This is a genomic window from Gracilibacillus marinus, from assembly GCF_042651725.1.
Taxonomy (GTDB): Bacteria; Bacillota; Bacilli; order Bacillales; family Amphibacillaceae; genus Gracilibacillus; species Gracilibacillus marinus.
Window position 1 is genome coordinate 430,532 of sequence record NZ_JBHSDV010000001.1, and the last position, 25,176, is coordinate 455,707.

The following is a 25,176-nucleotide window of genomic DNA, read 5'->3' on the forward strand; positions in this document are numbered from 1 at the left end:
ATGCTGGATTTTTTAAAAAAGCTTTTTTCATTCTCTATTGGTAGTTTCGGAGCAGGCATTATAGCATTCATAAGTATTCCATTTTTAACCAGGGTGATGACCCCCGAAGAATATGGAAGGGGTATGCTTTTTATTTCTATCGCGATGGTTTTTAGTAATATTTCAATCATGGGGTTAGATCAATCCTATGCTAGGTTTTACGATAAAGTGAATCCTAAAATTTTACTGAAAAAAATCAGTTCACTAACTATACTATCAATAATTACATTTGGTTTAATAATATTAATTAATAAAGATTCAATTAATCATTTCTTTAAAGGTGAATATCAATATGCATATTTATTAATTTTTTTCCTGTTTGCCCAAAATATATTCAGGTATATATTGGTTATTATAAGGATGGAACAAAAAGGTTATATGTTTTCCTTACTATATATTGGCCAAAGGTTCACTGAACTAACATTGATAGTAATGTTTATATCTTTATTTTCTGCGGTGCATTTGTATCTAATTTATAGTTCAATTATAGGATTTTTTATTCCATCTATATTGGGTTTAATTTTTTTATTTCGATTAATTAACTCACAAAGTAAATTTGATACGTTGGAAAATTCTGTAAAAAGTAGGTCCCTACTAAAATTTGGAGTACCTTTAATGGTGTCAACTGTACTAATAACTATTGTACTTAATATTGATAAAATGTTATTAAGTTTATTTATTACAGATCATGAGTTAGGTATATATACTTCTGCCTTACAAATTGCATTATCACTAAATATTATTCAATCTGCGTTTAATTCCTTTTGGGTACCATATGCTTATTCTGTTTACCAAACAGACGGTTATAAAGATAAGTTCAACTCAATTAATAATTTATTAACTGTAGTTATGGTCATAGTTGCGATTGTGTTAATAAATTTCAAAGAGGCTTTTTCGGTGTTGTTAGGGGAGAATTTTGAAGAATCAACCTCTCTTATTCCAATGTTAGTTTTAATGCCTGTATTTTATACTTTATCTGAAACCGTATCTATAGGCATAAATCTATGTAAAAAAAGCTATATTCACTTTAGAATCTCCTTTTTTATACTGATTTTTCAAGTGTTTTTATTACTTATACTGATTAACAATTTAAATTCTATAGGAGCCTCAATTGGTGTTGGTACTACTTTTTTATTGCTATATATATTGCGCTTGTTTATAGGACAAAATTATTTGCGGTTTATCAAGAAATCAAAAATATTAATAGCTATAGTAATAAATTTATACTTTTATGCTTTATTTGTAACGTTTTTTGATATTATCCAGCTCTCAACACTACTTGTAGTACTTCAATTCTTGCTACTGTTCAAATTGATTAGACAATAATATTGGGAGTTTAGTTTGGTGTATGACTTATCTGTAACAATCAAGGTTAAAGAGGTGAGGGTAATAAATATTTTAGTACTGAGTGAAGATTATCCAAGTTTAAATAATAAGTACGCTATGTCTTATGTTCACAGTCGAAATCTAATTTATAAAAAGCATTTCAATGTAAGTGTTCTAAGTTTCAAATCAAAAGTTAATTATTCTTATGAAGGAATAAATGTAATGTCTTTAAATGATTTTGAGAAATCTGAAAAAGATTATCATCTATTAATTTCTCATGCTCCTAATGTGAAAAATCATGTAAAATTCATTAATAAAAACTCTAAGTTGTTCAGAAAAATTATCTTTGTAATTCATGGGCATGAAGTATTACCATTAAATAATTATTATCCAGAAAACTATAAATATAACAGAAGTTTCTTCAAGAAAAGAATGCAATCAATTTATGATAAATATAAACTAAGAACTCTTTCTAAGCTATTTAATAACCTTTTTGAACAAAACAAAGTAAAATTTTTCTTTGTAAGCTCTTGGATGAAGGAACACTTCCTTAAAAATATTGAAACATACCAGGATAAGGTAGAAAACAATTCAGAAATAATATTTAATGCTGCTAATGAAGCTTTTATAAGTAAAAAATACCAATTTGATGAAAACAATTACTTAGCTGACTTTGTTTCTATAAGGCCATTAGATCAACCTAAATACGGTATCGACCTAATTGTAAAATTTGCAGAAAGCAATTCTAATTATACTTTTCATATTTACGGAGAAGGTAGTTATTTTGATTATCACGCAATTCCTGACAATGTGAAAGTAATTAAAAGTTTCATTGAGCAAAAAGATATTCCTGCTCTATTAAACAAATATAAATGCGCTTTAATGCCAACAAGATTGGATTCTCAAGGTGTTATGGTATGTGAAATAGCCACTTATGGAATGCCTTGTATAACCTCTGATATACCAATTTGTAGAGAAATGTTAAATGAATTCCCGAATGTTGTTTTTATTCCTAATTCCCAATTCGGATATGATAATAACTATAATTCTGTTTTAGAGCTATATAATATTAAAAACTTACCAGATAAGTTTCATAATAATAATACAGTTAATAAAGAAATAGAAAAAATTAAGAACATTATTAATAGTTAAGCATGATCAATACTAGTCATGTTTATTAACACTAAATCTAATATCGAATCAGTTCTTGCAAAGAGGTTAATTCAATGAAAATATTCTCAATAAAATTTTTAAAAGAAAAATGGAAAATTTCTGGTTATGGGATTTTGAGCATCGGTATTTATAGATTGGGTAATTATATTTATAGTAATCTTCGCTACCCATTGGTTTATCCTATATTAATTAGCTTTTATAAATTATTAGATTTATTGATTGTTCAGGGTTTTAATAACTCAGAAATACATTATCCAACCAAAATCGGGGAGAACCTTAAACTGCCGCACGGTGGGAAAGGTGTTATTATTAGCTCTAAAGCTATCATTGGAAATAATGTAACGATATATCATCAAGTTACAATTGGCACTATAAAAGATAATGGAGAAGCTCCTAGAATAGAAGATAACGTTTTTATAGGAGCTGGAGCAAAGATATTGGGTGCAATAGTTATAGGAGAAGGTGCTAAAATTGGTGCAAATGCAGTTGTGACCAACGATGTACCTGCAAATAGAACCGCTGTGGGAATACCTGCAAAGGTGAAGTGATCAAAAATTATAATTATTTATTTAGGAAGTGTTACTTTTGAATATTACAATTGCTGGTATCGGTTATGTAGGGTTATCTAATGCAATTTTGTTAGCTCAACACAATGAGGTTGTTGCAATAGATATTTTGCAAGAAAAAGTAGATATGATAAATAATAAAAAGTCTCCAATAATAGATAATGAGATTGAAGAATTCTTAGCAACAAAAAATCTGAACTTAACTGCAACAACGGACAATTATAAAGCATTTAAGGATGCTGAATATGTAATTATCTCTACACCTACCAATTATGATCCGGAAAGAAATTACTTTAATACTAGAACTGTGGAGGCTGTTATCGCTAACGTATTGTCTATCAACCCAGATGCAGTGATGGTAATTAAATCTACAGTTCCAGTAGGTTATACAGAAGCAGTTCGAGAAAAGTTTGAGACAGAAAATATTATTTTTTCACCAGAGTTTTTAAGAGAAGGTAACGCATTATATGATAACTTGTATCCTTCAAGAATTGTTGTTGGTGAACAGTCTGAAAGAGCCAAAGTATTTGCTGATTTGTTAGTAGAGGGAGCAGTTAAAGAAAATATTGACGTGTTATATACGAATTCAACAGAAGCTGAAGCTATTAAATTATTTGCAAATACTTATCTAGCAATGAGAGTTTCATTCTTTAATGAGCTAGATTCTTATGCAGAAATTAGAGGTTTAAATACCAAACAAATTATAGATGGTGTTGGTCTAGATCCACGAATAGGTAATCATTATAATAATCCTTCTTTTGGTTACGGAGGCTACTGTCTCCCTAAAGATACGAAGCAATTACTAGCAAACTATGAGGACGTACCAAATAATATTATGGCAGCAATAGTAGATGCGAATAGAACAAGAAAAGATCACATTGCTGATATGATTATTAAGAGAAGTCCTAAGGTTGTTGGAATCTATCGACTCACAATGAAAATGGATTCAGATAATTTTAGACAATCTGCTATTCAAGGAGTTATGAAACGAATAAAAGCAAAGGGCATTGAAGTCGTTGTGTATGAGCCAGCGCTGCAAGAGGATAAATTCTATAATTCTAGAGTAATTAATGACTTCGAAGAATTTAAGAAAGTATCAGATGTAATTGTTGCGAATCGATTATCTGATGATTTACGTGAAGTAGAGGATAAGGTATATACTAGGGATTTATTTAGTAGGGATTAGTAGTTTGCTAGTCGATTTGTTTGTGAGTGAATAATAAAGGAAAAGTTGGTTGATAAGAATGAAAAAGGTAATGGTAGTTTTTGGGACAAGACCAGAGGCTATTAAAATGTGTCCTTTGGTAAAAGAATTGAAAACAAGAGAGAAGTTAGATACTATTGTTTGTGTAACGGGTCAGCATAGAGAAATGTTAACCCAAGTTCTAGACGCATTTAACGTTGTTCCGGATTATAATTTATCAGTAATGAAAGAAAAGCAGACGCTATTTGATGTAACAATTAATATTTTAGAAAAAATGAAATCAGTGCTTGAAGAAGTTAAGCCGGATGTAGTCTTAGTTCATGGCGATACCTCTACAACCTTCGTTACGTCTTTAGCTTGTTTTTACTTACAAATTCCTATTGGACATGTTGAAGCAGGACTAAGAACTTATAACATCCACTCTCCTTATCCTGAAGAATTCAATCGTCAAGCGGTAGGAATAGTATCAAAGTATAATTTTGCTCCAACCGAAATGTCCAAGGAGAACCTATTAAAAGAGGGCAAAGACCCCTCATCTATTTATGTTACAGGTAATACGGCTATTGATGCACTTAATACTACAGTTAGAGAAGATTATTCTCATGATCAAATTGAATGGGCATCGGATAGTAAACTCATTATGATTACTGCTCATAGAAGAGAAAATCTCGGTGAGCCGATGCGGAATATGTTTAAAGCAATTAAAAGAATTGTGGATGAATATCCAGATATCAAAGCAGTGTATCCAATCCATATGAATCCGATTGTCAGAGAAGCTGCTAATGAAATACTAGGAAATAATGATAGAGTAAGAATAATTGAGCCATTAGAAGTGTTAGATTTTCACAATTTTCTCTCGAGGTCATATTTAATACTTACAGATAGTGGTGGAATTCAAGAAGAAGCACCGAGCCTAGGTAAGCCAGTTCTAGTTATGCGTGATACTACTGAGCGACCAGAAGGTATAGCTGCTGGAACATTAAAATTAGTAGGCACAGATGAAGAAAACATCTATAAGAATTTTAAATTACTCCTTGAAGATAATGAAGAATATGAAAAAATGAGTAAAGCAAGTAACCCTTATGGTGACGGATATGCAAGTAAAAGAATTGCTGATGTTCTGGAGGGAAAAATGTAATTAAACTTGAAGGCCCGCTGAGCAGTAATGGCTTGGCGGGCTTATTTGCGTTGTTTATCTTTTCCTAGAAATGTAATTCCTCATAATCAGTCCCCCGTAAAATAATGATACTCGTCTCAATATCTAAATGAATCGGTTTAAATTTTATGAATTGCTCTGCTAGTACACGTCTATCCATCACAATAGAGTATTTAGTAATCGGTTTGTCGTAAACAGCAAGTCTTCCAAACCTTAAAAGTAGCTGCTGTCGACCCATTCCCATTCCAGTTGGATATATACTTACATCTCTCGTGTAAAGAAAATCAATATGCCAAATTTGCTTCCCCTTCGTTGCAACAATATCTCCTACAGAGCCATGACTGTGCCGTTCTATGTTATATCCCTGTGAAATTAAGTTTGGAGTTATATATCTGATAGCTCTTTCCTCGAATTCTTTAATATGATCTAGATGTTGCGATCTATCCTCTTTTTTAATCACTTTCACTTCAAAAGCAGATTCTCCAGTATAATCTTTAGTCAAATCAGTAAAATATTCAGGTCTTACCTCTAATGCTTCTGATAAGGCAAAAATCTTATCATATGGAATATTTTTAATTCCTCCCGTTTCATACCGCTGTATAGAAGATTTGCTGATGCCAGTTTTCTCGGCCAAATCTTGATATGTCATATTTAAAAAGAGACGTCTTTCCTTTAAGCGCCTTCGAAGTATTTCTTGATCGGTCTTATCCATTTCATTTTTCTTCATACAATTGCCCCCCACATTCTTGCTACAATAATAGTATAAGCCGCCGCAACAAAATACGCAACTTTTTAAATAAGTTGCGTATTTGGGATTGACGTGATTATTCTGTCGAAGTATAATGGAAATTGTTAACAATATAACTTTTTTATTTATCTCCATTTCCCAAATATGCAACAAAATAAAATGTATCGCAGAAAGGATGGTATGAATAATGATAATTTGGAAAGGCAGAAAATTGGTATTCCTACTATACAGAACATACGTTCTTGTGTAAAATATTAATATTGAAATAACAAATAATTATAAAAAGCTTCAATAAAGTTGGGAGGAATACAAATGATAAGAGAAGCTAAGGTTATGCGAGTTGAATGTCCTGCTTGTGGTTACAGGCTGCTGGATAAAGGGAATGAAGCTGCTGGTCCCGTACAAACGAAGTGTGCTAGATGTAAGCGGGTTTGGGAAGTTGAACTCGCTACAGGTGAATTTAAAAAAGTTAGTGGAAAACCAATAACGAGACGAAAAGGAGATAGCGATTCGCCATGAGTTGCAATTTAATTCTACCTTAAGGTCCGGGAAATCAGTAAAACTGATGTACCTGGACCTTTTTAATTTTTATCAAAAGTTCATACCACGATAATACCGAGCGAGGAATCGTATGCATTACCCATGCCGGATGATCTGATGTTTTGAGGAGAAATGATCATCTAGCAAGTGAATGCAAATTGAATCAAAAATAATCGGTACCGAGCAATGGAGTCGTGGTGTGAACTACCTATAAGCCGGACATAGTACGCCCTGCAAATTAATGCAGTTTGGGCGTTCTGTGTCCGCTTATTTTTTTGTCTCTTTTTCCCCTACGGCTCACTGCCGTGCCATGGGAGGAAAAGAGAATGAGCGAGTTTTTTATCAAAATCGGCAAGGCGCAGGTCTGTGTTAGCAAAGAAATTTACAAAGAGTATTACAAAATGGGGAGACGTCAGAGATAACTGGAACAGGATGTCAAACTTGGACGGATAGCTGTTGATTATAAAACAGAAACAGTTGATTTTGTCCCGAGCAAAGAAGATTCAATTAATCGTTTGATGGAAAAAGGTACAGATTTTCATGATGATCAAATGATTGAAGAAATTCTTTGTGATAAAGCAACTCTATTAATCTTGCAGGAAGCTGTTGCGGAGCTAGATCGTGAGGAACAAAAGTTGATTGAGAATCTTTACTATAAAAATTTAACTACAAGAGAAATTGGAAAAGAAATAGGCGTCTCACACATGGCAGTTGTAAAACGTCATAAAAAAATTATAGACAAATTGAAAAAGTTTTTTTGAAAATTTGGTTTCCAAACAACCATCCCCGTTGGCTAATAAGTGAAGGGCAATATCCAAGGCGAGGAGGTGAATGGGATGACAACACAAGTAAAGCAGAATGGTGTTAATAAAGATATGCAGGAAGAGATGGTTGGTGTTCTTACGGCTATCAGTATTGTTTCTAAAAGGCTAGCTAATCGACTGAGCCAGCTTGATGAACAAAATGAGAAGAAAGGAGAAAAAGCAAATGAGCAAAACCAAACTCGCACTTGATGTAGTGACGGACTTACGAAATCTAGCAGGAAGTATTGAATCATTGGTGTTTACATTAGAAAGCAATCAAACGGACTCTGTAGCTACCGTTGAGAAAAAACAAACGAAAGAAAATAAGGAAGCAAAGAAACCGGAACAACCTCCTATAGCTAAATTACCATCTTTGGAAGATGTGAGAGCGAAACTTGCAGCACTTTCTCAGGCCGGAAAACAGGTACAGGTGAAAGAGCTGATTACAGGGTTTGGAGCCAAGAAACTGAGTGATATCCCAACGGAAAAGTATCCTGAACTATTAGAAGAAGCTGAAAAGCTTTAAAAGGAGGTTCCTACTATTCTATGAACCATTCAGAAAGAGCTCATGCAAGTTTAAGTGCTTCTGGTGCGAGTCGCTGGTTAGCTTGTCCACCAAGTGTTCGGTTGTCAGAGCAGTACGAAGAAACAACAAGCACCTTTGCCAAAGAAGGTACATTCATGCATGAGCTGTCAGAACTCTATTTGTCTTATGAATTAAAAAAGATGACAAAAGCACAGTTGAATAAAAAGCTGAAGCAGATGAAACAAAATGAATTTTATAACTCAGAAATTGAACAAGCTGTAAAAACCTATGTAGATGTTGTTACTGAAAAAATGAACGAGGCTAGGGCATCTAGCAAGGATCCGCTCATCCTTATTGAGGAAAGGGTAGATTTTAGTCCCTATGTTCCAGATGGATTCGGAACCGTGGACATTATTCTGATTTATGGTGATAGATTAGAAGTTATTGATCTTAAGGGTGGGAAAGGTGTCAAGGTTTCAGCAGTTGAAAACCCACAAATGCGACTGTACGCTTTGGGTGCATTAAACAACTTTGGTGTACTCTATGATACTCAGAAAATACTGATGACCATTGTGCAGCCAAGGTTAGATAATATCTCCACTGATGAAATGCAGGTCGAAGAACTATTGGAATGGGCAGAGAATGAGGTCAAGCCCAAAGCGGAGTTAGCATTTAAGGGTGAAGGTGATTTCTTAGCAGGTGAGCATTGCCGCTTTTGTAAGGTGAAGGCGACCTGTAGAGCAAGAGCAGAGGAAAATTTGAAACTTGCTTGTATGGATTTTCAGAACCCTCCGTTACTGACAGATGATGAAGTAGTAGAAGTGTTAACTTCTATTGATCAGTTGATGAGCTGGGCAAAAGATGTACAAGAATATGCTTTTGCTATGGCGATGAATGAAAACAAGCAATGGCCAGGGATGAAACTGGTTGAGGGTAGAGGTAGCCGTAAGTATAGTGATGAAAATGCAGTAGTTGAGGCACATACTGCTGCAGGATATGACAGTGATGTGATTTATAAGAAATCACTCAATACGATTACTACTCTAGAAAAAGGGTTAGATAAAAAAGTATTTCAAGAGTTGCTGGGGTCGCTTATTACAAATGCGCCGGGCAAGATCAAGCAACCAGAAATAAAAGCTTACCTGAAGCAGATGAAACAAAATGAATTTTACAACACAGAAGTTGAACAAGCTGTAAAAACCTATGTAGATGTTGTTAATGAAAAGTTCAATGAGGCTAGTAAATCTAGTAAGAATCCGCTCATCTTTAATAGGTAGAAAATTCACTTTGAGTGCTAGAATAAACAAGCAACTCATTCCTACTAATTCAATCCTCAGATAGATTAATATCTCCAATGCAATATTTTCTTCTTGATATATCATTCTCCCCATTGATAAAAATTGTTCATGCAAATTTTAATTAACTACACTTTTATTAAAAAAACGACAAGTACCATCAAATTTTACCAAACAATGATATAATAGAACTATAAAAGTAATCCTCAATTATTCTTATTCAATATGAAAGCTTCAAAAAAAATCAATTTTCTATATTTAGTGAGGTAACCAAATGAAAACAATAATAACAGATCCAAACATAATGTACACAATCATAGCAATTAACATGACGATTATCGGGTTAACATCATTAGCAGATATGAAATCTATCATTGGTATAGATTATGGCAGATTCTTATTAACAAAATATAAGTTATTTGGAATGATTCGAATCTATTATGTATAGTTATCTTTGCAATTATTAATATCGTTTCCATTTTTATTATTATCGTTAACAATTATGAATACCGCTTCATCCACTTCTGGGTGCTCATGTCATCACTTGTTTTTGCTATTTATTACTTTTTTGCATATATCATTATAGAAAATAAATACATAAAAAATCGAATATTGGAACAAGAATTATTAGGACATTATATCAAAAGTAAAGATAAAACATCATATAACCCAGACATTGTCGCTAAGATTGAAGATGGCATGAGAACAAATAAGAAACTTTCACTCAATGTCATCCGCTTTTTCGATAAAACAAATACAGATGCAGAAATACTATTTGAAGAAGCATTCGGTCCCAATTCCATCATCTACAATCGAAAGAAGCAAAGTAAAATGTTAAAACAAATGAAGATGGACGCTACTCCGTATGTATATAGAGAAGATACTAGTCTAGTAAGAGATATAAGTCATGAGTTCTTCCAACTATACCGTTATTCAGAAGCACAAGACCGTTGGCTGATATATATTGCTAATCTCTTTCGTCCTGAAAATGAGGACAGTAAAAAGAAATCTATTATTTACGTTTGTAATACATTACGTATAATTAGCCAAATCAATACATTTGGTCAATCAGATAATCTATTTACATATAAATTTATGGATTATTTTAGAGGTGATGTAGAATTTATTATTAGGCATTCTACTGTTGATCGTACCGAGGAAGCTGCACTATTTGAAGAACTAGCCATTCAATGGACAACATATATGATTCGGGTAATTCTGAGTGATGAGAATCTAGAATTATCATCCGTAATAGATAGACATGCAGAAATAATTATGATACAAGATAGTCATGCTAAACAACAGCAATATGTGATTGCAAAGAAACTATATGAAAAGTTCTACAAAGCAGATGAAGAAATACAAACCAAGTTGGAAAATGCAGTAGCACAATTTATATTAAAATATGCAGAAGCATATAACGAGAAGACAGATTATGCGCGATTAATTAGAGATTTTCAGAAGGATCTTCATGGTAATCAAGAAAAAGATAGTTTAGTAATGGTGAAAAAAGCAATGTATATGGAAGATTAGAATACGTTTAGTATGAAATAGGTGTATGTGAATCTAGTTTATAACAGAGTGGTTTCATGAACAGAAAATTATTATATTTAATTAAATAACTAAACAGCAGTACATTGCCCGAGGCTTATTTCATAAGAAATTCCGTCTAGTATCGTGTGGTTGCATATGTCAATCATACAATCGCATTATATGTATCTGATACCTATAAGAATGTTGCGATTTTTATTTGAAAAATATTTGTCATTGTTGACGGAAGAATTACTAGAGGTTCAAGCGTTATCGGCAATAGGAGAGAAGTTGTTTAATAGGAACTTTGGAAAGATTACACTTAATTGGATAACATAATTAAGGTCAGTTAGACTTGGTTCAAATAACAAACCGTGAAGAATGAAAAGTTAGTCATGAGAAACGACATACTAAAGCAAGCCGAGCTGGTCATGGGACGAAAGTAGATGCGATTCACAACAACCGTCACTATCACCATGTAATGAACCCATGATAGGTAATACGTTGAATCGAGAGTTTGGTCAGGACCAAGAATTGTAAGTAATTGTAAGTGACCTAACCTATGTATAAGTCGGATAAAGATGGCATTATATATGAATTTTAATTGATTTATATAACTGTGAAATAATCGGACACAGTGCAGGACCTCACAAAGGTGCTGCCTTAGTTCAATGCGCTTTTGCATCTGTACCATACAATCTACATGACCTCGAAATGCTTCATACCGATAGAGAAAGTGAGTTTAAGAATCAATTAATCGATAAGAAACTTGAAACATTCGGTATCGAACGCTCACTCAGTAAAAAAGGAACACTATACGACAATGCCGTTGCGTAAGCTAAATTTAAAACAATCAAAACAGAATTCGTTAAAGGGGCTTATTTTACTAACCAACAAGAACTTGACTTTGCACTCTTTGATTATGTTCATTGATTCAATCGGATTCGAATTCATGGTCATTACATTATTTAACACCGAATGAATACAAGTTAATGAGCCTTTAAAAATTTGTTTGATTTAGTGTTGACATACCATCATGGCCAGTACGTTGAAAGGAACAAAAAGGTATATTGAGAGTAAAGCCTCAAAAAACGTGGAAGTCGGGTAAGCGATGAAGAGTTGATTATCCGACTTATTTATTATGGAACCGCATTATTGAATCGTTATGAAGATGAAGTGTGGCTTATGCCATTGGGATATTTGCTAGACCTTTGGGAATGCTATAAACAGGTTTAATGGGATTGCTAAACCGATGAGGGAAGTATCGATTGATGATGTGATTCTGGTGAGGACATGATTTTTTGCGTTTATGCTCAAATTGAAAATAATTAAAGCGTAAATGCAAAAAATGACCTTCTGATAATTTTGCTTTTGCACTCAAATAATCTATAATTAAAGCATAAAAGCAAAAAGAGGTCGATAATATGAGTTATCGTGAACAATTAGAGAATTTAATTGCAGATAACAATGGAATCATTGTGACGCGTGAAGTGGAGAAACAAGGTATCCCTCGCCATTATTTAACGCTTCTTTCAAGAGAGGGAATGTTGGATCGTGCTTCACATGGAGTTTATGTAACTCCTGAGTCATTTGAAGATGAAATGTATATGCTTCAGGTGAAAAGTCCTAAAGTGGTATTCTCTCATGAAACGGCGTTATTTTTTCATGATTTAACAGATAGAGATCCACTTGAATGGTCCGTGACAGTACCTAACGGGTACAATGCTACTAAACTAAGGGATTCTGGTATCCAAGTACATTCTGTTAAAAAATCGTTACATTTAATGGGAACTACTGATGTTGAAACTTTGTTTGGAAGAAAGGTTACGGCCTATGACAAGGAAAGAACCATTTGTGATATTATTCGAAATCGAAATAACATGGATATTGCCATCTTAAATGACGCATTGAAGAGATACCTCAACAGTAAAGAAAAGAATATTTCTTTATTAATGAAATATGCCAAAGAGTTACGGGTCCAAAAAATTCTAAGAAGTTATATGGAGATTTTATTATGAAGAGTTCTACTCAAATAAAAGCCTTAATAAGAAACCTTGCAAAAGAAAAGGAAGTAAATGCACAAATACTACTGAGAAACTATATGTTGGAAAGACTTCTAGAAAGAATCTCCAGATCAGAGTATAAGGATAATATCATTTTAAAGGGTGGCATGTTGGTTGCCGCCCTGGTTGGTGTGGATATGCGTTCCACCATAGATATGGATGCAACGATTAAATCTTTTCCAGTAGATAGGGAGTCAATTGAAGCCGTATTTAACGTGATTTTAGGTATGCCAATAGATGATGGTGTGGAAATGACACTAAAACAAATTGATGAGATACGTGACGAGGATCAATATAATGGTTATCTTTGTCAATAGAAGCTAAAATGGACAATGCTCGAATCCCGATTAAGGTGGATATTACTACTGGTGATTTAATTACACCTAAAGAAGTAATCTATACTTTTGATTTATTACTTGAGGATAGAAGCATTGATATTCTGGCATATAACATTGAAACAGTTATTGCTGAAAAATTTGAAACTCTTTTAACCAGAGGCATTACTAATACAAGAATGAGGGGTTTTTATGATATCTACATTCTTGTTAAGCTACAAGGACATAAAGTAGAGAATGCTGTATTGAGCGATGCAGTAAGACAAACAGCTGAAAAAAGAGGGTCTATTTCTACTTTGTCGAGTGGACAAGCTATTCTTGATGAGGTTCGGTTTGATGATGGCATGCAAAGGCACTGGTTAAACTATCAATAGAAAAATAGTTATGCCGATGATATTACGTGGGAAGATATTAACGTTTCGCTAATTAATTTGTGGAATGTTATCAATGCAAATCTAGAAAGTTAGTAATCTAAATAATAATTTTATAGATAAGTTTGAAGGCTTGCTAATCGCTGGTCTTTTTTTATGCCTAAAAAGAGAGGTGGTGGAACCTTGCCAAATAACTTCGGACTCAAAATTGGTGTTGAAGGCGAGAAGGGATTTAAGAATTCCGTTAGGGAGATCAATCGAAATGTCAAGGTGTTAGGCAGTGAGATGAATCTAGTAACTTCGCAATTTGATAAGCAGTATAAGTCAATGGAGGCTCTGATGGTATGTCAACATTAAATTAAACAAATTTTTAAAGGTTCATTAACTTGTATTCATTCGGTGTTAAATAATGTAATGAACCATGAATTCGGATGCGATTAAACCAATGAACATAATCAAAAGCTTTAATGTCATGTTCTTGTTGGTTAGTAAAATAAGCCCCTTTAACGAATTCTGTTTTGATCGTTTTACATGTAGTATAAATGATAATGCAGAAATAGCTCTTACGCATTATTAGGAATCATCCCCAAAAATGCCTAAGAGACACTTTTAACTTGCGAAATACATCCAACTGAAAAGAATGACTATTATCAATCTATTCTTCTTACTACAGTGAAATGTAAGAAAATAAAAAAATATAATTAAGAGCAAGCAATCTATTATACTTTATTAATATTATATGTATACTTGGTATTATGTGTTTTTTTATTTTAGTCCTGTGAGAATCGTTCGAAACTCGAAATGATACATACCTAAAAATCAAAGAGCATTTTTCGAAAAATTATCCAGGTTAAAAATAAGTCCAACAAGTAGATTCAACATCATCCAACACACGAGGAGGCATACGATGACTAAGAAACAAAAATTCAACACAGTAAAGTTACTAGATAAAATAGAGGTTATCGGGAACAAACTACCACATCCAGTGACGATATTTGTCCTATTTACTTTAGCAGTTATTATTTTATCTCACATTTTATATATTATGGGTGTTTCTGTTTCATTTAGAGGAGTCAACAACGAGACGATGGAAACAGAAATGCTTACTGTGGAAGCAATCAGTTTGTTGACATCAGAAGGAATTGCACATATTTTTTCTAGTGTTGTAAATAACTTCACATCCTTTGTCGCGCTTGGTCCAGTATTGGTCGCGATGCTAGGTGTGGGAGTGGCAGAAAAAAGTGGTTATATAAGTGCGATTATGACAAATACGGTGTCCAAAGCTCCGAAAAAATGGGTAACGCCAATCGTTGTATTGATGGGGGTACTATCCAATGTCGCAGCTTCTGTTGGGTATGTCGTATTAATACCATTAGGTGCAATCATCTTCTTAGGTTTCAAACGCCATCCGCTAGCAGGTCTATCTGCTGCATTCGCTGGGGTGTCTGGGGGGTATTCTGCTAATTTAATCATTGGAACAAATGATCCAATACTAGCAGGGATCACGACAGAGGCTGCCCGAATATTGAATGTAGATTATGTCGTTCATCCTACAGACAACTGGTTTTTTATGTTCGCATCTACTTTCTTAATTGTAGTAATTGGAACGCTGATTACAGATAAATTGGTCGAACCCAAATTAGGCCAATATTTTCCGACAGATGGCGCAAGTGCAAAGCAGACAAGCATTACACCACTCGAGAAAAAGGGCTTACGATGGGCAAATATTTCTATTTTACTAACAATGATCGCACTCGCTCTATTAGTGATCCCTGAGAATGCGCCATTACGTGGGGAAGGTGGAAGTCTTGCTTCTTCACCATTTATGAGTAGTATCATATTTATCATGATGCTTATTTTTCTAGTTCCAGGGATTGTTTATGGTATGATTACCAAAACGGTTCGAAGTGATAAGGATGTCGCCAATTTAATGGCATCTTCATTAGAAACAATGGCTGGATTTATTGTATTGATCTTTTTTGCGGCGCAGTTTGTGGCACTTTTCAATTATACAAACTTAGGAACGATTATTGCTGTGAAAGGTGCGGGTGTGTTAGAAGCAATCCATCTTGATGGTGTTTTTCTACTTGTTGCATTTATCGTGATTACAACATTTATTAATATATTTATCGCAGCAGATACGGCGAAGTGGGCAATTATGGCGCCAATATTTGTTCCGATGTTTATGCAAATGGGGATTTCTCCTGAAGTTACACAGGTCGCATACAGAGTGGGTGATGCGTCGACAAATATCATTTCACCATTGATGCCATTTTTCCCATTAGTCGTCGCTTTTGCTCAACGTTATGGGAAAGAAAATGGGGTAGGGACGGTTGTTTCGTTAATGCTCCCACACGCGATTGCAATACTCGTCATTTGGACGATCTTCTTTATAATTTGGTTCTTACTAGGTATACCTGTAGGACCAGATACAAGCTTAACTTACTAAGAAAAGGATGAGTGAATAATGAAAGTAACCACAACATGGACAGGCGGAAGAGCTTTTACTGCAAAAGGTGATTCTGGATATGAAGTAAATATGGATGCAACAGAAGCATACGGAGGATTAGGAAAAGGTGCTACGCCTACGGAAATGCTTTTAAGTGCACTTGCTGGCTGTATCGGAATTGATGTAACGATGATTCTACGTCCGCATTTAGATAAAATTACTAAGATTGATATAGAAACAGAAGGCATACGTAAGGAAGAACCACCGAAAGGATTCACAAATATTGTTGTGACATTCACGGTAGATGGTGAGGTAGATAGTAAGAAAGTATGGCGAGCGATTCGCTTAGGTGAGGAAAAGTATTGTTCTGTCTCTGATTCATTAAGTGCAGATATTTCTTATAAATTGGTGTTGAACGGGGAAGAAGTAGCACAATAAGTAGTGTGGAGCTATCGTTGTTTGCGATAGCTTCATAAATGTTTTAATTCGTAAAAAGATAATAGATTGTGCCACTACATATATGCTATTCGTTAAAAACAACTTGCAATTCATTACAAACCATGATATAGTTAAGATTAATTATTTTTGTTCGGTGTAAAGGATAGTATGAATATCATCTTTCATCTTGATGATACTTTGAGCAAGGGTAGTAATACATGTGTGGGAACGCACTAGGAGGCAACAAATATGGAACAAGGTACAGTTAAATGGTTTAATGCAGACAAAGGTTTTGGATTTATCGAACGTGAAAATGGAGACGACGTATTCGTACACTTCTCAGCAATCCAAAGTGAAGGCTTTAAATCATTAGAAGAAGGACAAAAAGTAACATTTGACGTTGAGCAAGGTGCTCGTGGAGAGCAAGCAGCTAACGTTCAAAAAGCTTCTTAATTCTAAATCAACTATACAAACAAGCTCTCTGCGTAGAGCTTGTTTTTTTGCACTCTTTTATAGCGAAAAAAAGGGATTTCCTGATTTGGAAATCCCTTTTTGCTTTGAGTTATGTGCTGTTCCTTATTATACTGTTAGAACGAGTCGCTAAAATAATAAATGGAATACTTACAACAATGAAAGACCTACAATACTTGTCACCACATCCGTGTGAGTATGACAAATATCAAGTGATCATTTTATCGAGTTATTAGATGAAACTTTAAATAATAAAGAAATTAAATTGTAGAAATAAAAAAAGAAGTGAATGTTCTATTGGTGAGTTGGAGAAGTTGTCTATGCTTGAAAAGATTTACTAGTATTCATGAATATGTTTCAAAAGAATTGTGGGTGTTTTCGGGAGATATAAAATAGTATCTTACATTAACTTTAACAGAAACTTTTTATTTGATTATCCGTAATCCCTTTAATGCATCCCAGTTCACTAATCAATAATTCATGTGCGGTATCTAACATTTCTTTTTCACTGGTATTCAGTTTCGCTTCTTCCTTTATACGCATTAAGTCACGCACAACTTCAGCGCATTCTTTTATTTTGCCAGTTTTTATTTTGTCTGTATTCACTTTATACCTTTGTTTCCATGGCAGTAATCTATCTGATTCTCCATGCTGAAAAATGTGCATGATTTGTTTTAATGCAATAATGTCAGTAACAGGTCGTATATTTGCACTCGATATTTTACCTGTAGGAATCATGACTTGCATATTACCAATGACCATTTTTATAATATAATACTGTTGTTTTTTGCCTGAAAATTCCTTTTCTTCTATGGCTTTAATTATACCTGCTCCGTGCATTGGATAAATGATGTTTTCGCCAATTTGAAACAAATAATCCACCTCCATATATTGTAACCTCTTTAACCTTAACATGGATGCTGTTTTTAATCAAATTTTTAATAATATCATAATTTCACTTTATTAGTCAACAATTTTATCTTGAATAATTAAAAAATCAAAGGCAATAGAATCGTGTCGGATTAGCAAAGCGGAAACGCAGAAATTTTTATCGAGTATAACTTGCTTTTGCACTCAAATAATCTACAATTAAAGCATAAAAGCCTTAACTTAATAAGGAATTTTGGGAAATCTAGAACATTAATAATTGATACTCATTCACGAACAAAAAGGAGGTACAATTATGTCTAATCAAAAACTAACAAATTTCTGGAATACCTTCCTAACTGAAACAAACAGACCCAAATCCACCACATACCTAGAAGCTTTCCATTTCGAACTAACTGAAAAACTAGCGAATGACCTCTTACATCTCGTGCTAATCGGTCAAAAAAAGGCAACAGCTAGTAGTTTGTGGAGTTATGAAATCGAAGGGGAACGTTTGCCTGAAGTAGGCGACTTAAGCATTGTTACAGATTGGGAAGGAAATCCGCGTTGTGTGATTGAAACAACAGCTGTAACAATTTTACCCTTTTCTGAAATGACCTATGATATATGTAAGCGAGAAGGGGAAGATGATACGCTTGATTCATGGCGTAATGGACACATAAGGTTTTACAAAGAAGAAGGTAAGATGTTAGGTTATGAATTCTCTGAAGACATGCCTGTAGTATTTGAAGATTTTGAAGTGGTGTATAGTATTTAAATCAGTAGTTGTATGTTGAGACACCTTTCTCTGCATACAACTCTGTTTGATTCCTCATCATTCCCATCTCATACATCAATTTACACATTCCCGCTCGCTCATGTTGTTTCCTGACAGTATATAAGGATTGTTCCAATGTGAGTATATATCCGTTATGAAATTGAACGTTTGTTTTATTCTCGTGTCGTTTGATGAATCGAATATTTGCTAAGGAGAGCCAGATGCAGTCAGGTGCTTCAGGTGATTTGGTTGGGAAGAAATATAAGTTTTGTTGCGGGAATATTGCAATCGGAATGCGTTGCTTGAAGCCAAAATGATACGTCATCGCTTCTTTCCGTCCGTCATAAGAAGAACCGCCTATTAGACAATTTAGCTTGATCAGTTGAAGTGGGGGTTCTTTACATAGTATGCTTTGATTTGTTTCTAAGACTTTTGTTTGATGGTCAATTGAATAGTGTGGTAGTAATGCCAGTGTATGTGGTGTGATCAGGTACATTGGCTAGTAACAGTCCTTTCTATATAGGGGATGGAGGTAGGTATAGGTTGAGGAGAAGGGTTTTGTGCCGCTTCTCCTCAGTAGTATGATGTGTTATTTTTTCTTTTAATTTTTTAATACTTTGGTACGAGCGGTATACTCTTCGTAAGCGAAATGTTGGAAATATTCCATTACTGTGCTTTGTGGAACATCCAAGAAATGTGATACTTGAATGAATAAGGATAAAGTGATATCGATTTGTCCTTTTTCAAATTTCTGTACCCAACGAATACTTTTGTTTACTAAATATGCAATGTCATTTTGCGTATATCCTTTGTCCATTCGTTGTTGTCTGAAGTATTCGCCAACATGTTCTAGAAATTTTGCTTGTTCATTTGGGTTCATTTTTTAGACCTCCTCTCCATTATGCATGAAATTTTACGAATATAACACGAACTATAGTTCATATTGATAAGTTTTTTGTAAAATATAATGGAAATAAGGTTATTTTTGTGGGGAATAGTTGAATGGAGGAATGGTAATGTCTGATACGACGAGAGAAATTTACGATCAGTTAGTATCTACTTATCAAAATGATGTTGATAATGGAAGTCCATATAATGCATATTATGAACGTCCCGCAATGATGGAGGCGTTATCTTGCTCTATAAAAGGAAAGAGGGTACTGGATGCAGGGTGTGCAGCTGGATGGTATGCTGCTGAGTGCGTGAAACAAGGGGCTGTTGTAACTGGTGTGGATAGTAGTCCTCGTATGATCGAAGTGGCAAGAGAGCGTCTAGCAGGAAAAGGCACATTTCTCTGTCATGATATGCAAGACACTTTGCCATTTGAAGAGGATTCTTTTGATGTGATTATTAGTTCCTTAACACTACATTATCTTGAAAATTGGACACAAACATTTCAAGAATTTCAGCGCGTGCTTAAACCTGGCGGGATTTTCTTGTTTTCGGTGCATCACCCTTTTATGGACTTTACTCGATTTGAGTGTGAGAATTATTTTGAGACGACGCTATTAAAAGAGACATGGCATAAACCAACAATTACGATTGATGTGAGTTTCTACAGAAGGCCATTGCAACAAATCATTCAAGAAACAACGAGTTTTTTTCGATTGGAACAATTAATTGAGCCGAAGCCACAGGAAGTGATGAGGGAAGTGGATGAGAAGGCTTACCATTATTTGATGAGGAATCCGCATTTTCTTATTGTGAGGGCGGTGAATGAGAAGGAGAGAAAACACAATGGATGAAAAAATACTAAAAATGCAGTTGAAGGGACTTGAAGAGAGTCATCTAAAATCAGAAGTACGTACATCAGTGGAGGAACTTGACCAATTGTTGGCAGATGATTTTTTTGAATTTGGAAGTTCAGGTGGGGTAACTTACAAAAAGGATTGTTTAGTAGAAGATGGAATTGGTGTTAGAGACTTATCGCTATATGATTTTGAGATGCATTCGATTTCATGAGAGGCAGTTCTGACAACATATCTGGTAAGAGATGCGGATCGACAACAGAACACATTGAGAAGTTCGATTTGGAAATATATTGATGGGAGATGGCAATTGTTTTTCCATTAGGGGACTGTTGTGAAGAGGTAGGGGTGTTATAAGGTAAAGAACAATGCAAGGACGAAAGAAGCTATATCGATTGGTGCGGATGAAATATGAAGCAATTGTAAGTTGTTTTTTCTTGAATTTGTTAACATAAATTGAATTCTAAACTCACTTTTATTGCAATTACAATAAAAATGAGTTATATTTTTGAGGTAATTTTGTTGTATTTGCAACAAAAGTGAGGTGATGTAAGATGAAAAATGAAACACTACGTGAAATTGGGATGATTGCTAGAGCACTGGATTCAATCAGTAATGTAGAATTCAAAGAATGTAATCTAACAAAAGGCCAGTACCTATATATTGTGCGGATATGTGAAAATGAAGGCATTATTCAAGAAAAATTAGCAGAAATGATCAAAGTAGATCGAACGACAGCAGCTCGTGCAATTAAGAAATTAGAGATGAATGGCTTTATCGAAAAGCGAGAAGACCAGCATAATAAAAAGATAAAGAAACTTTTTCCGACAGATAAAGGTAAAAGCGTCTATCCATTTATCAAAAGAGAAAATGAGTATTCGAATAAGATGGCATTAGATGGATTGAGTGAAGAGGAAGAAGAGGCACTATTTTATTTGCTCCAAAGAGTGCGAAGGAATGTGGAGAAAGACTGGGATTTTGTAAGAAAAGGAAATAAAAGAAATTATTAAGGGGGATTTTGGTTATGCCATTTGTATTAAGAAAATGCACGGTGGATGATGTGCAATTACTTCAAGACATCAGTGTGGAGACATTTAATGAGACATTTGAAGCACATAATTCAGCTGAGAATATGAAGGATTATCTAGAGAAAGCATATAATTTGGCCAAGTTGGAAGCGGAATTGGAGAATGATTTGTCGCAATTCTTTTTTGTTTATGTGAATGGAGAAGTGGCAGGATATTTGAAAGTGAATACTGGTGAAGCGCAGACAGAAAAGATGGAGGCGGAATCACTGGAAATTGAGCGGATTTATATTCGAAGTCGTTATCAAAAAATGGGTTTGGGCAAATTTTTGATAGATCATGCGATTGGAGTGGCGATGGAGCAGAATAAAAAAATGATATGGCTAGGTGTATGGGAGCATAATGAAAATGCACTTGCTTTTTATAAGAAGCTTGGATTTGTACAAACAGGTGCGCATTCTTTCTATATGGGGGATGACGAGCAGACAGATTATATTATGACGAAGAGATTGGATTGAAAAGGACGAGGGTACATAGATGTGTACGCTCGTCCTTTATTTTTTCTTATTTTCGATGATTTCTAAATGTATTTCACTTAATTTTTCGAATGGTATGTTCAAGAAATGAGTTAATAGAACAACTTTATCTAAAGGCATATCAATCTCGCCATTTTCGAACCTCTCAATATAATCTTCACTAACATCTGCAATATACGCTAGGTCTGCTAGTGTAACATCTTGTTTGATTCGTTGTTCTTTACAATAGGAACCGACAGCTTTTAGATATGCTTTTCTTTCTGAATCGTTCATGTTAACTCCTTTTTAAATATATATTTTTAAATTTTGTTTGTAGAGGTAACTTGTGTAGTTTGATTATAACTTATATGTTGGATTTTGTTAAATGATTTAATTATTTTTTTGTTTGACGCAGGGAATATTGGTGCGACGCAAAGATAATTTGAGCGATGCAGGGAATGTGTGAGGGACGCAGGGAATATTGGTGCGACGCAGGGAATCCATGAGCCATGCAGGGAATAAGTATAGGACGCAGGAATTCCAAGCACGCCCATGTTGTAGTTAATTAAATTCCATCATTAATTATTTAATGAATTGCAATTTATTAAATTCGAATTGTTGGGATTCCTGCGTGGTTGGAGGAATTCCTGCGTGGTGTGGATAATTCCAGTGTGGTTGGAAGAATCCCTGCGTGGTGCGGATAATCCCAGTGTGGCTGGAGAAATCCCTGTGTCGCTATTGTCTCATTAAATAATTCCTTTTATATATGTCTATTATCTCATATAATAGATGGAGATACTTTTTAAGAAATGAGTGGTTGTATGAATGAAAAGAAACGATTCACTTTTTCTATTTCTGAGAATCCTTTGCCGTTATATATTGAAAGTATGGGGTACAACCCGCAGGAATTGGATTTCAAGCGTCCGGAGGGGTATCCCTATTATCATTGGCTGCAGACGGTTCGTGGGGAGGGTGTGATTGAACTTCAGGGGCAGACGTTCCCTTTACCTGTTGGAAAAGGTATATTATTAACACCATATACACCACATGCATATTACTCTGATCATGATAGTGACGTGAGGTGGGAGACTTACTATATTACATTTACTGGAGCGGCGATTGATCCGATATTGAATGCACTTGACATGAATTATTCTGCATTTTATGAAGAGACAGATAAGATTTCTTTTTCTTATCAAATGGAGAAGATGCTTGGGAAATTAGAGAATAATGACACACCACATCACATTGCACATGAAATTTCAGCAGATTTGTACCAGTTTTTAGTACGATTGAAGAAATATGGGCAGATGAATGACAAATTATCTATTCTTCAATCTTATGAGAAGATTCGGTTTGTTGTGGAGTGGTTGGAGCAAGTTTATCCACAAGATATTGGGTTACTTGAGATTTCAGAAAAGGCACAAGTTAGTTCACAGCATTTAAATTCGATGTTTCATGATACATTCGGCATTAGTCCGTACTCATTTCTTGTGCAATTGAGAATTCGGGAGGCGAAGCGAATTTTGATTACAAATCCTGAGTTGTCTTTAAAGGAAATAGCGAAACAAGTTGGATTTAATGGATTGAGTCATTTTGTTTCTACATTCAAAAAACGTGAGGGTATGACGCCTACTACATATCGAAACCTGCATTAATTATGATGCAGGTTTCGTTTTTTGAAAGTAACTTAGAAGAATTTGATATATTCATGAATCTGAAAACGCTTTATAATAAAGTGTGTAGAGATAATAAAATTAATTTATTAAGGAGGTCATGAAGTTGGGTAAAAACAAAACTTTATGGGGTTTAGTATTAATGATGTCACTTGCATTGTTCCTTGCAGCATGTGCGCCAGAGCGTGAAGGTGCGGAGGAGGCTACAAATAATGGTGGAGAAGAAGGTAATACGGAAACAGAAGGTGCAGAGGAAGCGGACAAGCCAGAGAAATTAGTTGTTTGGGTTAATGATGAAGATATTGCAGAAGATGTGGCAACACAGATGTTTGACAAGTATACAGAAGAAACAGGTATTGAAATTGAATACAAAAGGGTAGCAATTCCTGATCAAGTGCAAGAGTTAGCTCTAGCAGGACCTACTGGTGATGGACCAGATTTATTCTTCCAGCCACAAGATAGCTTAGGAGATATTGTTGCACAAGGTTTAGCTGTACCAATTGAGTATACAGATGAAGAAAAAGGTCAATTTACAGATGTTGCAATGGAAGCATTCACGTATGAAGGTGGAATTTATGGTGCGCCTGTTGCAATTGAAACATACTTCACTTTTTACAATAAGAGTTTAATTGATGAGGTTCCTGAAACAATCGATGATGTGTTAGCAATGTCAAAAGAATTGACAGATGCAAGCAAAGACCAATATGGATTCTTGGTTTCACCTGAATTCTATTACTTATACTCATTCATGAATGCGTATGGCGGATATGTATTCGGTCAAGAAGATGGCGTGTATGATGCAACAGATATTGGTTTAGATAATGAAGGTTCTATTGAAGGGTTAAAGAAATACAAAGAGTTTATTGATGCTGGTGTGTTACCAAAAACATTAACAGTAGATGTACTTGATGGGTTATTTAAAGAAGGAAAAGTTGGAATGGTAGTGAGTGGACCATGGAATATGCCAATTTATAAAGAAGCATTAGGTGACGATTTAGCAACAGCTCCACTTCCAAAAATGAATGGAGAAATCGCACCATCATTCTCTGGTGTGAAATCATGGTTAGTTTCTTACTTTAGTGAATCACCGGAATGGGCAGCGGATTTGGCTAAATTCATGACAAATGATGAGAATTCTCAATTGTACTATGACGTGACAGGTGAATTACCACCACGTCCAGAAATCTTAGATGCTGTAGAAGATCCAATTTATGCAGGATATACTGAGCAAGTGCCACATGGTACATTGATGCCGAATATTCCAGAAATGAATCCAGTATGGGATATGGATATTGCAATTGAATTAATTAACAATGGATCAGATGTCGAAAGTGCAGTGAAAGACACCGTTCAATCTATTAAAGACAAGATTGCAGCGTCTGCAGGACAATAACATGTTGGAGTGGAAGAGAATGATTTCTTTTCCACTCTCTATATCATTACTTTTCAGATGAAAGAGGTGGTTCAGGTGGCCCACAACGAAGATATAAATACAAATAGAAAAGAAAATCAAAAAAAATTAAATCCTACAGTA

At 34.6% G+C, this 25,176-nt stretch carries 27 protein-coding genes and 4 pseudogenes; 25 read left to right on the top strand and 6 right to left on the bottom strand.

Annotated elements, in window-relative coordinates:
* From ACFOZ1_RS02025 to wecB, 5 genes are all read left to right on the top strand, one after another.
* A complete protein-coding gene (locus tag ACFOZ1_RS02025; RefSeq protein WP_390195295.1) occupies positions 1–1,365 on the top strand; it encodes a lipopolysaccharide biosynthesis protein in 1,365 nt (454 codons plus the stop codon).
* Between the two features lie 18 nt (positions 1,366–1,383).
* A complete protein-coding gene (locus ACFOZ1_RS02030; RefSeq protein WP_390195297.1) occupies positions 1,384–2,517 on the top strand; it encodes a glycosyltransferase in 1,134 nt (377 codons plus the stop codon).
* A 74-nt stretch (positions 2,518–2,591) separates the two neighbouring features.
* Positions 2,592–3,086 (top strand): serine O-acetyltransferase, encoded by a 495-nt coding sequence (locus tag ACFOZ1_RS02035; RefSeq protein ID WP_168864880.1) that lies wholly within the window; start codon positions 2,592–2,594, stop codon positions 3,084–3,086.
* 37 nt (positions 3,087–3,123) lie between these two features.
* A complete protein-coding gene (locus tag ACFOZ1_RS02040; protein ID WP_168864881.1) occupies positions 3,124–4,290 on the top strand; it encodes a nucleotide sugar dehydrogenase in 1,167 nt (388 codons plus the stop codon).
* Between the two features lie 58 nt (positions 4,291–4,348).
* A complete protein-coding gene (wecB, locus tag ACFOZ1_RS02045; protein ID WP_390195300.1) occupies positions 4,349–5,446 on the top strand; it encodes a non-hydrolyzing UDP-N-acetylglucosamine 2-epimerase in 1,098 nt (365 codons plus the stop codon).
* A 64-nt stretch (positions 5,447–5,510) separates the two neighbouring features.
* Here the strand turns inward: wecB and ACFOZ1_RS02050 are convergent, their stop codons facing one another.
* Positions 5,511–6,191: a helix-turn-helix domain-containing protein gene (locus tag ACFOZ1_RS02050; RefSeq protein WP_390195302.1), complete on the bottom strand. Its 681-nt coding sequence runs from the start codon at positions 6,189–6,191 to the stop codon at positions 5,511–5,513.
* A 333-nt stretch (positions 6,192–6,524) separates the two neighbouring features.
* Between ACFOZ1_RS02050 and ACFOZ1_RS02055 the strand changes: the two genes are divergently transcribed.
* The 10 genes and pseudogenes from ACFOZ1_RS02055 (at position 6,525) to ACFOZ1_RS02100 (ending at position 13,678) form a co-directional block, all read left to right on the top strand.
* The gene (locus tag ACFOZ1_RS02055) at positions 6,525–6,731 is read left to right on the top strand and encodes a hypothetical protein (RefSeq protein ID WP_102348331.1); all 207 of its coding nucleotides are present in this window, start codon (positions 6,525–6,527) and stop codon (positions 6,729–6,731) included.
* A gap of 539 nt (positions 6,732–7,270) precedes the next feature.
* Positions 7,271–7,513 (top strand): sigma-70 family RNA polymerase sigma factor, encoded by a 243-nt coding sequence (locus ACFOZ1_RS02060; protein WP_390198016.1) that lies wholly within the window; start codon positions 7,271–7,273, stop codon positions 7,511–7,513.
* Positions 7,514–7,588: 75 nt separating this feature from the next.
* On the top strand, positions 7,589–7,765 hold the full coding sequence (locus ACFOZ1_RS02065) for a hypothetical protein (RefSeq protein WP_390195304.1): 177 nt from the start codon (positions 7,589–7,591) through the stop codon (positions 7,763–7,765).
* Complete coding sequence (locus ACFOZ1_RS02070) at positions 7,740–8,081, top strand: rRNA biogenesis protein rrp5 (protein ID WP_390195306.1); 342 nt, start codon at positions 7,740–7,742, stop codon at positions 8,079–8,081. The genes ACFOZ1_RS02065 and ACFOZ1_RS02070 overlap by 26 nt, the downstream gene beginning before the upstream one ends.
* A gap of 20 nt (positions 8,082–8,101) precedes the next feature.
* The gene (locus ACFOZ1_RS02075; protein WP_390195308.1) at positions 8,102–9,358 is read left to right on the top strand and encodes a DUF2800 domain-containing protein; all 1,257 of its coding nucleotides are present in this window, start codon (positions 8,102–8,104) and stop codon (positions 9,356–9,358) included.
* A gap of 292 nt (positions 9,359–9,650) precedes the next feature.
* A complete protein-coding gene (locus ACFOZ1_RS02080) occupies positions 9,651–9,824 on the top strand; it encodes a hypothetical protein (protein ID WP_390195310.1) in 174 nt (57 codons plus the stop codon).
* 86 nt (positions 9,825–9,910) lie between these two features.
* Positions 9,911–10,909, top strand: a complete 999-nt coding sequence (locus tag ACFOZ1_RS02085) for a hypothetical protein (protein WP_390195312.1) — start codon at positions 9,911–9,913, stop codon at positions 10,907–10,909.
* Positions 10,910–11,377: 468 nt separating this feature from the next.
* Positions 11,378–11,910 (top strand): annotated as a pseudogene (locus tag ACFOZ1_RS02090) (IS3 family transposase); the annotation flags it as partial.
* A gap of 420 nt (positions 11,911–12,330) precedes the next feature.
* Positions 12,331–12,924, top strand: a complete 594-nt coding sequence (locus tag ACFOZ1_RS02095) for a type IV toxin-antitoxin system AbiEi family antitoxin domain-containing protein (protein WP_390195314.1) — start codon at positions 12,331–12,333, stop codon at positions 12,922–12,924.
* 152 nt (positions 12,925–13,076) lie between these two features.
* A pseudogene (locus ACFOZ1_RS02100) lies at positions 13,077–13,678 on the top strand (nucleotidyl transferase AbiEii/AbiGii toxin family protein).
* Between the two features lie 367 nt (positions 13,679–14,045).
* On the opposite strand, the pseudogene ACFOZ1_RS02105 reads toward ACFOZ1_RS02100, so the two are convergent.
* Positions 14,046–14,210, bottom strand: a pseudogene (locus ACFOZ1_RS02105) (IS3 family transposase); the annotation flags it as partial.
* Between the two features lie 372 nt (positions 14,211–14,582).
* Here ACFOZ1_RS02105 and ACFOZ1_RS02110 point away from each other — a divergent pair.
* The 3 genes from ACFOZ1_RS02110 to ACFOZ1_RS02120 all read left to right on the top strand — a co-directional run bounded on the left by ACFOZ1_RS02110 (position 14,583) and on the right by ACFOZ1_RS02120 (position 17,015).
* Positions 14,583–16,124 (top strand): AbgT family transporter, encoded by a 1,542-nt coding sequence (locus tag ACFOZ1_RS02110; RefSeq protein ID WP_390195316.1) that lies wholly within the window; start codon positions 14,583–14,585, stop codon positions 16,122–16,124.
* Between the two features lie 18 nt (positions 16,125–16,142).
* Positions 16,143–16,562 (top strand): OsmC family protein, encoded by a 420-nt coding sequence (locus ACFOZ1_RS02115; RefSeq protein WP_390195318.1) that lies wholly within the window; start codon positions 16,143–16,145, stop codon positions 16,560–16,562.
* Positions 16,563–16,811: 249 nt separating this feature from the next.
* The gene (locus ACFOZ1_RS02120) at positions 16,812–17,015 is read left to right on the top strand and encodes a cold-shock protein (RefSeq protein ID WP_390195320.1); all 204 of its coding nucleotides are present in this window, start codon (positions 16,812–16,814) and stop codon (positions 17,013–17,015) included.
* Between the two features lie 429 nt (positions 17,016–17,444).
* On the opposite strand, the gene ACFOZ1_RS02125 is transcribed toward ACFOZ1_RS02120, so the two are convergent.
* Entirely contained in the window at positions 17,445–17,921 is a 477-nt protein-coding gene (locus tag ACFOZ1_RS02125) for a CarD family transcriptional regulator (protein WP_390195322.1), read from the bottom strand.
* 295 nt (positions 17,922–18,216) lie between these two features.
* On the opposite strand from ACFOZ1_RS02125, the gene ACFOZ1_RS02130 reads away from it, so the two are divergent.
* The gene (locus ACFOZ1_RS02130) at positions 18,217–18,678 is read left to right on the top strand and encodes an ASCH domain-containing protein (RefSeq protein WP_390195324.1); all 462 of its coding nucleotides are present in this window, start codon (positions 18,217–18,219) and stop codon (positions 18,676–18,678) included.
* A gap of 1 nt (position 18,679) precedes the next feature.
* On the opposite strand, the gene ACFOZ1_RS02135 is transcribed toward ACFOZ1_RS02130, so the two are convergent.
* Both ACFOZ1_RS02135 and ACFOZ1_RS02140 read right to left on the bottom strand, forming a co-directional pair.
* Positions 18,680–19,174 carry a competence protein ComK gene (locus ACFOZ1_RS02135; RefSeq protein ID WP_390195326.1) on the bottom strand — a complete coding sequence of 165 codons (495 nt, stop codon included), beginning with the start codon at positions 19,172–19,174 and terminating at the stop codon, positions 18,680–18,682.
* Between the two features lie 105 nt (positions 19,175–19,279).
* Positions 19,280–19,558 carry a helix-turn-helix domain-containing protein gene (locus tag ACFOZ1_RS02140; protein ID WP_390195327.1) on the bottom strand — a complete coding sequence of 93 codons (279 nt, stop codon included), beginning with the start codon at positions 19,556–19,558 and terminating at the stop codon, positions 19,280–19,282.
* Positions 19,559–19,694: 136 nt separating this feature from the next.
* Here ACFOZ1_RS02140 and ACFOZ1_RS02145 point away from each other — a divergent pair, with 136 nt between their 5' ends.
* The 4 genes and pseudogenes from ACFOZ1_RS02145 to paiA all read left to right on the top strand — a co-directional run bounded on the left by ACFOZ1_RS02145 (position 19,695) and on the right by paiA (position 21,969).
* The gene (locus ACFOZ1_RS02145; RefSeq protein WP_390195329.1) at positions 19,695–20,423 is read left to right on the top strand and encodes a class I SAM-dependent methyltransferase; all 729 of its coding nucleotides are present in this window, start codon (positions 19,695–19,697) and stop codon (positions 20,421–20,423) included.
* A pseudogene (locus tag ACFOZ1_RS02150) lies at positions 20,416–20,751 on the top strand (nuclear transport factor 2 family protein). Before ACFOZ1_RS02145 ends, ACFOZ1_RS02150 begins: the two are co-directional and overlap by 8 nt.
* A 229-nt stretch (positions 20,752–20,980) precedes the next feature.
* The gene (locus ACFOZ1_RS02155) at positions 20,981–21,436 is read left to right on the top strand and encodes a MarR family winged helix-turn-helix transcriptional regulator (protein WP_390195331.1); all 456 of its coding nucleotides are present in this window, start codon (positions 20,981–20,983) and stop codon (positions 21,434–21,436) included.
* 14 nt (positions 21,437–21,450) lie between these two features.
* The gene (gene paiA, locus ACFOZ1_RS02160) at positions 21,451–21,969 is read left to right on the top strand and encodes a spermidine/spermine N(1)-acetyltransferase (RefSeq protein ID WP_390195333.1); all 519 of its coding nucleotides are present in this window, start codon (positions 21,451–21,453) and stop codon (positions 21,967–21,969) included.
* A gap of 36 nt (positions 21,970–22,005) precedes the next feature.
* Here paiA and ACFOZ1_RS02165 read toward each other — a convergent pair whose 3' ends face one another.
* Positions 22,006–22,260, bottom strand: coding sequence for a helix-turn-helix domain-containing protein (locus ACFOZ1_RS02165; protein WP_390195335.1), 255 nt, complete (start codon positions 22,258–22,260; stop codon positions 22,006–22,008).
* Positions 22,261–22,787: 527 nt separating this feature from the next.
* On the opposite strand from ACFOZ1_RS02165, the gene ACFOZ1_RS02170 reads away from it, so the two are divergent.
* Both ACFOZ1_RS02170 and ACFOZ1_RS02175 read left to right on the top strand, forming a co-directional pair.
* Complete coding sequence (locus tag ACFOZ1_RS02170) at positions 22,788–23,624, top strand: AraC family transcriptional regulator (RefSeq protein WP_390195337.1); 837 nt, start codon at positions 22,788–22,790, stop codon at positions 23,622–23,624.
* Positions 23,625–23,748: 124 nt separating this feature from the next.
* The gene (locus ACFOZ1_RS02175; protein ID WP_390195339.1) at positions 23,749–25,035 is read left to right on the top strand and encodes a sugar ABC transporter substrate-binding protein; all 1,287 of its coding nucleotides are present in this window, start codon (positions 23,749–23,751) and stop codon (positions 25,033–25,035) included.
* The last annotated feature ends 141 nt before the right edge of the window (positions 25,036–25,176 follow it).

Bases quoted from the DNA above. Each gene is read 5' to 3' on its own strand.
- ACFOZ1_RS02050 (WP_390195302.1), bottom strand. From the start codon at position 6,191: ATGAAGAAAAATGAAATGGATAAGACCGATCAAGAAATACTTCGAAGG.
- ACFOZ1_RS02165 (WP_390195335.1), bottom strand. From the start codon at position 22,260: ATGAACGATTCAGAAAGAAAAGCATATCTAAAAGCTGTCGGTTCCTAT.
- ACFOZ1_RS02055 (WP_102348331.1), top strand. From the start codon at position 6,525: ATGATAAGAGAAGCTAAGGTTATGCGAGTTGAATGTCCTGCTTGTGGT.
- ACFOZ1_RS02075 (WP_390195308.1), top strand. From the start codon at position 8,102: ATGAACCATTCAGAAAGAGCTCATGCAAGTTTAAGTGCTTCTGGTGCG.
- ACFOZ1_RS02095 (WP_390195314.1), top strand. From the start codon at position 12,331: ATGAGTTATCGTGAACAATTAGAGAATTTAATTGCAGATAACAATGGA.
- ACFOZ1_RS02110 (WP_390195316.1), top strand. From the start codon at position 14,583: ATGACTAAGAAACAAAAATTCAACACAGTAAAGTTACTAGATAAAATA.
- ACFOZ1_RS02085 (WP_390195312.1), top strand. From the start codon at position 9,911: ATGTCATCACTTGTTTTTGCTATTTATTACTTTTTTGCATATATCATT.
- ACFOZ1_RS02135 (WP_390195326.1), bottom strand. From the start codon at position 19,174: ATGTACCTGATCACACCACATACACTGGCATTACTACCACACTATTCA.
- ACFOZ1_RS02125 (WP_390195322.1), bottom strand. From the start codon at position 17,921: ATGGAGGTGGATTATTTGTTTCAAATTGGCGAAAACATCATTTATCCA.
- ACFOZ1_RS02115 (WP_390195318.1), top strand. From the start codon at position 16,143: ATGAAAGTAACCACAACATGGACAGGCGGAAGAGCTTTTACTGCAAAA.
- ACFOZ1_RS02120 (WP_390195320.1), top strand. From the start codon at position 16,812: ATGGAACAAGGTACAGTTAAATGGTTTAATGCAGACAAAGGTTTTGGA.
- ACFOZ1_RS02145 (WP_390195329.1), top strand. From the start codon at position 19,695: ATGTCTGATACGACGAGAGAAATTTACGATCAGTTAGTATCTACTTAT.
- ACFOZ1_RS02170 (WP_390195337.1), top strand. From the start codon at position 22,788: ATGAATGAAAAGAAACGATTCACTTTTTCTATTTCTGAGAATCCTTTG.
- ACFOZ1_RS02070 (WP_390195306.1), top strand. From the start codon at position 7,740: ATGAGCAAAACCAAACTCGCACTTGATGTAGTGACGGACTTACGAAAT.
- ACFOZ1_RS02025 (WP_390195295.1), top strand. From the start codon at position 1: ATGCTGGATTTTTTAAAAAAGCTTTTTTCATTCTCTATTGGTAGTTTC.
- paiA (WP_390195333.1), top strand. From the start codon at position 21,451: ATGCCATTTGTATTAAGAAAATGCACGGTGGATGATGTGCAATTACTT.
- ACFOZ1_RS02080 (WP_390195310.1), top strand. From the start codon at position 9,651: ATGAAAACAATAATAACAGATCCAAACATAATGTACACAATCATAGCA.
- wecB (WP_390195300.1), top strand. From the start codon at position 4,349: ATGAAAAAGGTAATGGTAGTTTTTGGGACAAGACCAGAGGCTATTAAA.
- ACFOZ1_RS02065 (WP_390195304.1), top strand. From the start codon at position 7,589: ATGACAACACAAGTAAAGCAGAATGGTGTTAATAAAGATATGCAGGAA.
- ACFOZ1_RS02155 (WP_390195331.1), top strand. From the start codon at position 20,981: ATGAAAAATGAAACACTACGTGAAATTGGGATGATTGCTAGAGCACTG.
- ACFOZ1_RS02060 (WP_390198016.1), top strand. From the start codon at position 7,271: ATGGAAAAAGGTACAGATTTTCATGATGATCAAATGATTGAAGAAATT.
- ACFOZ1_RS02035 (WP_168864880.1), top strand. From the start codon at position 2,592: ATGAAAATATTCTCAATAAAATTTTTAAAAGAAAAATGGAAAATTTCT.
- ACFOZ1_RS02130 (WP_390195324.1), top strand. From the start codon at position 18,217: ATGTCTAATCAAAAACTAACAAATTTCTGGAATACCTTCCTAACTGAA.
- ACFOZ1_RS02140 (WP_390195327.1), bottom strand. From the start codon at position 19,558: ATGAACCCAAATGAACAAGCAAAATTTCTAGAACATGTTGGCGAATAC.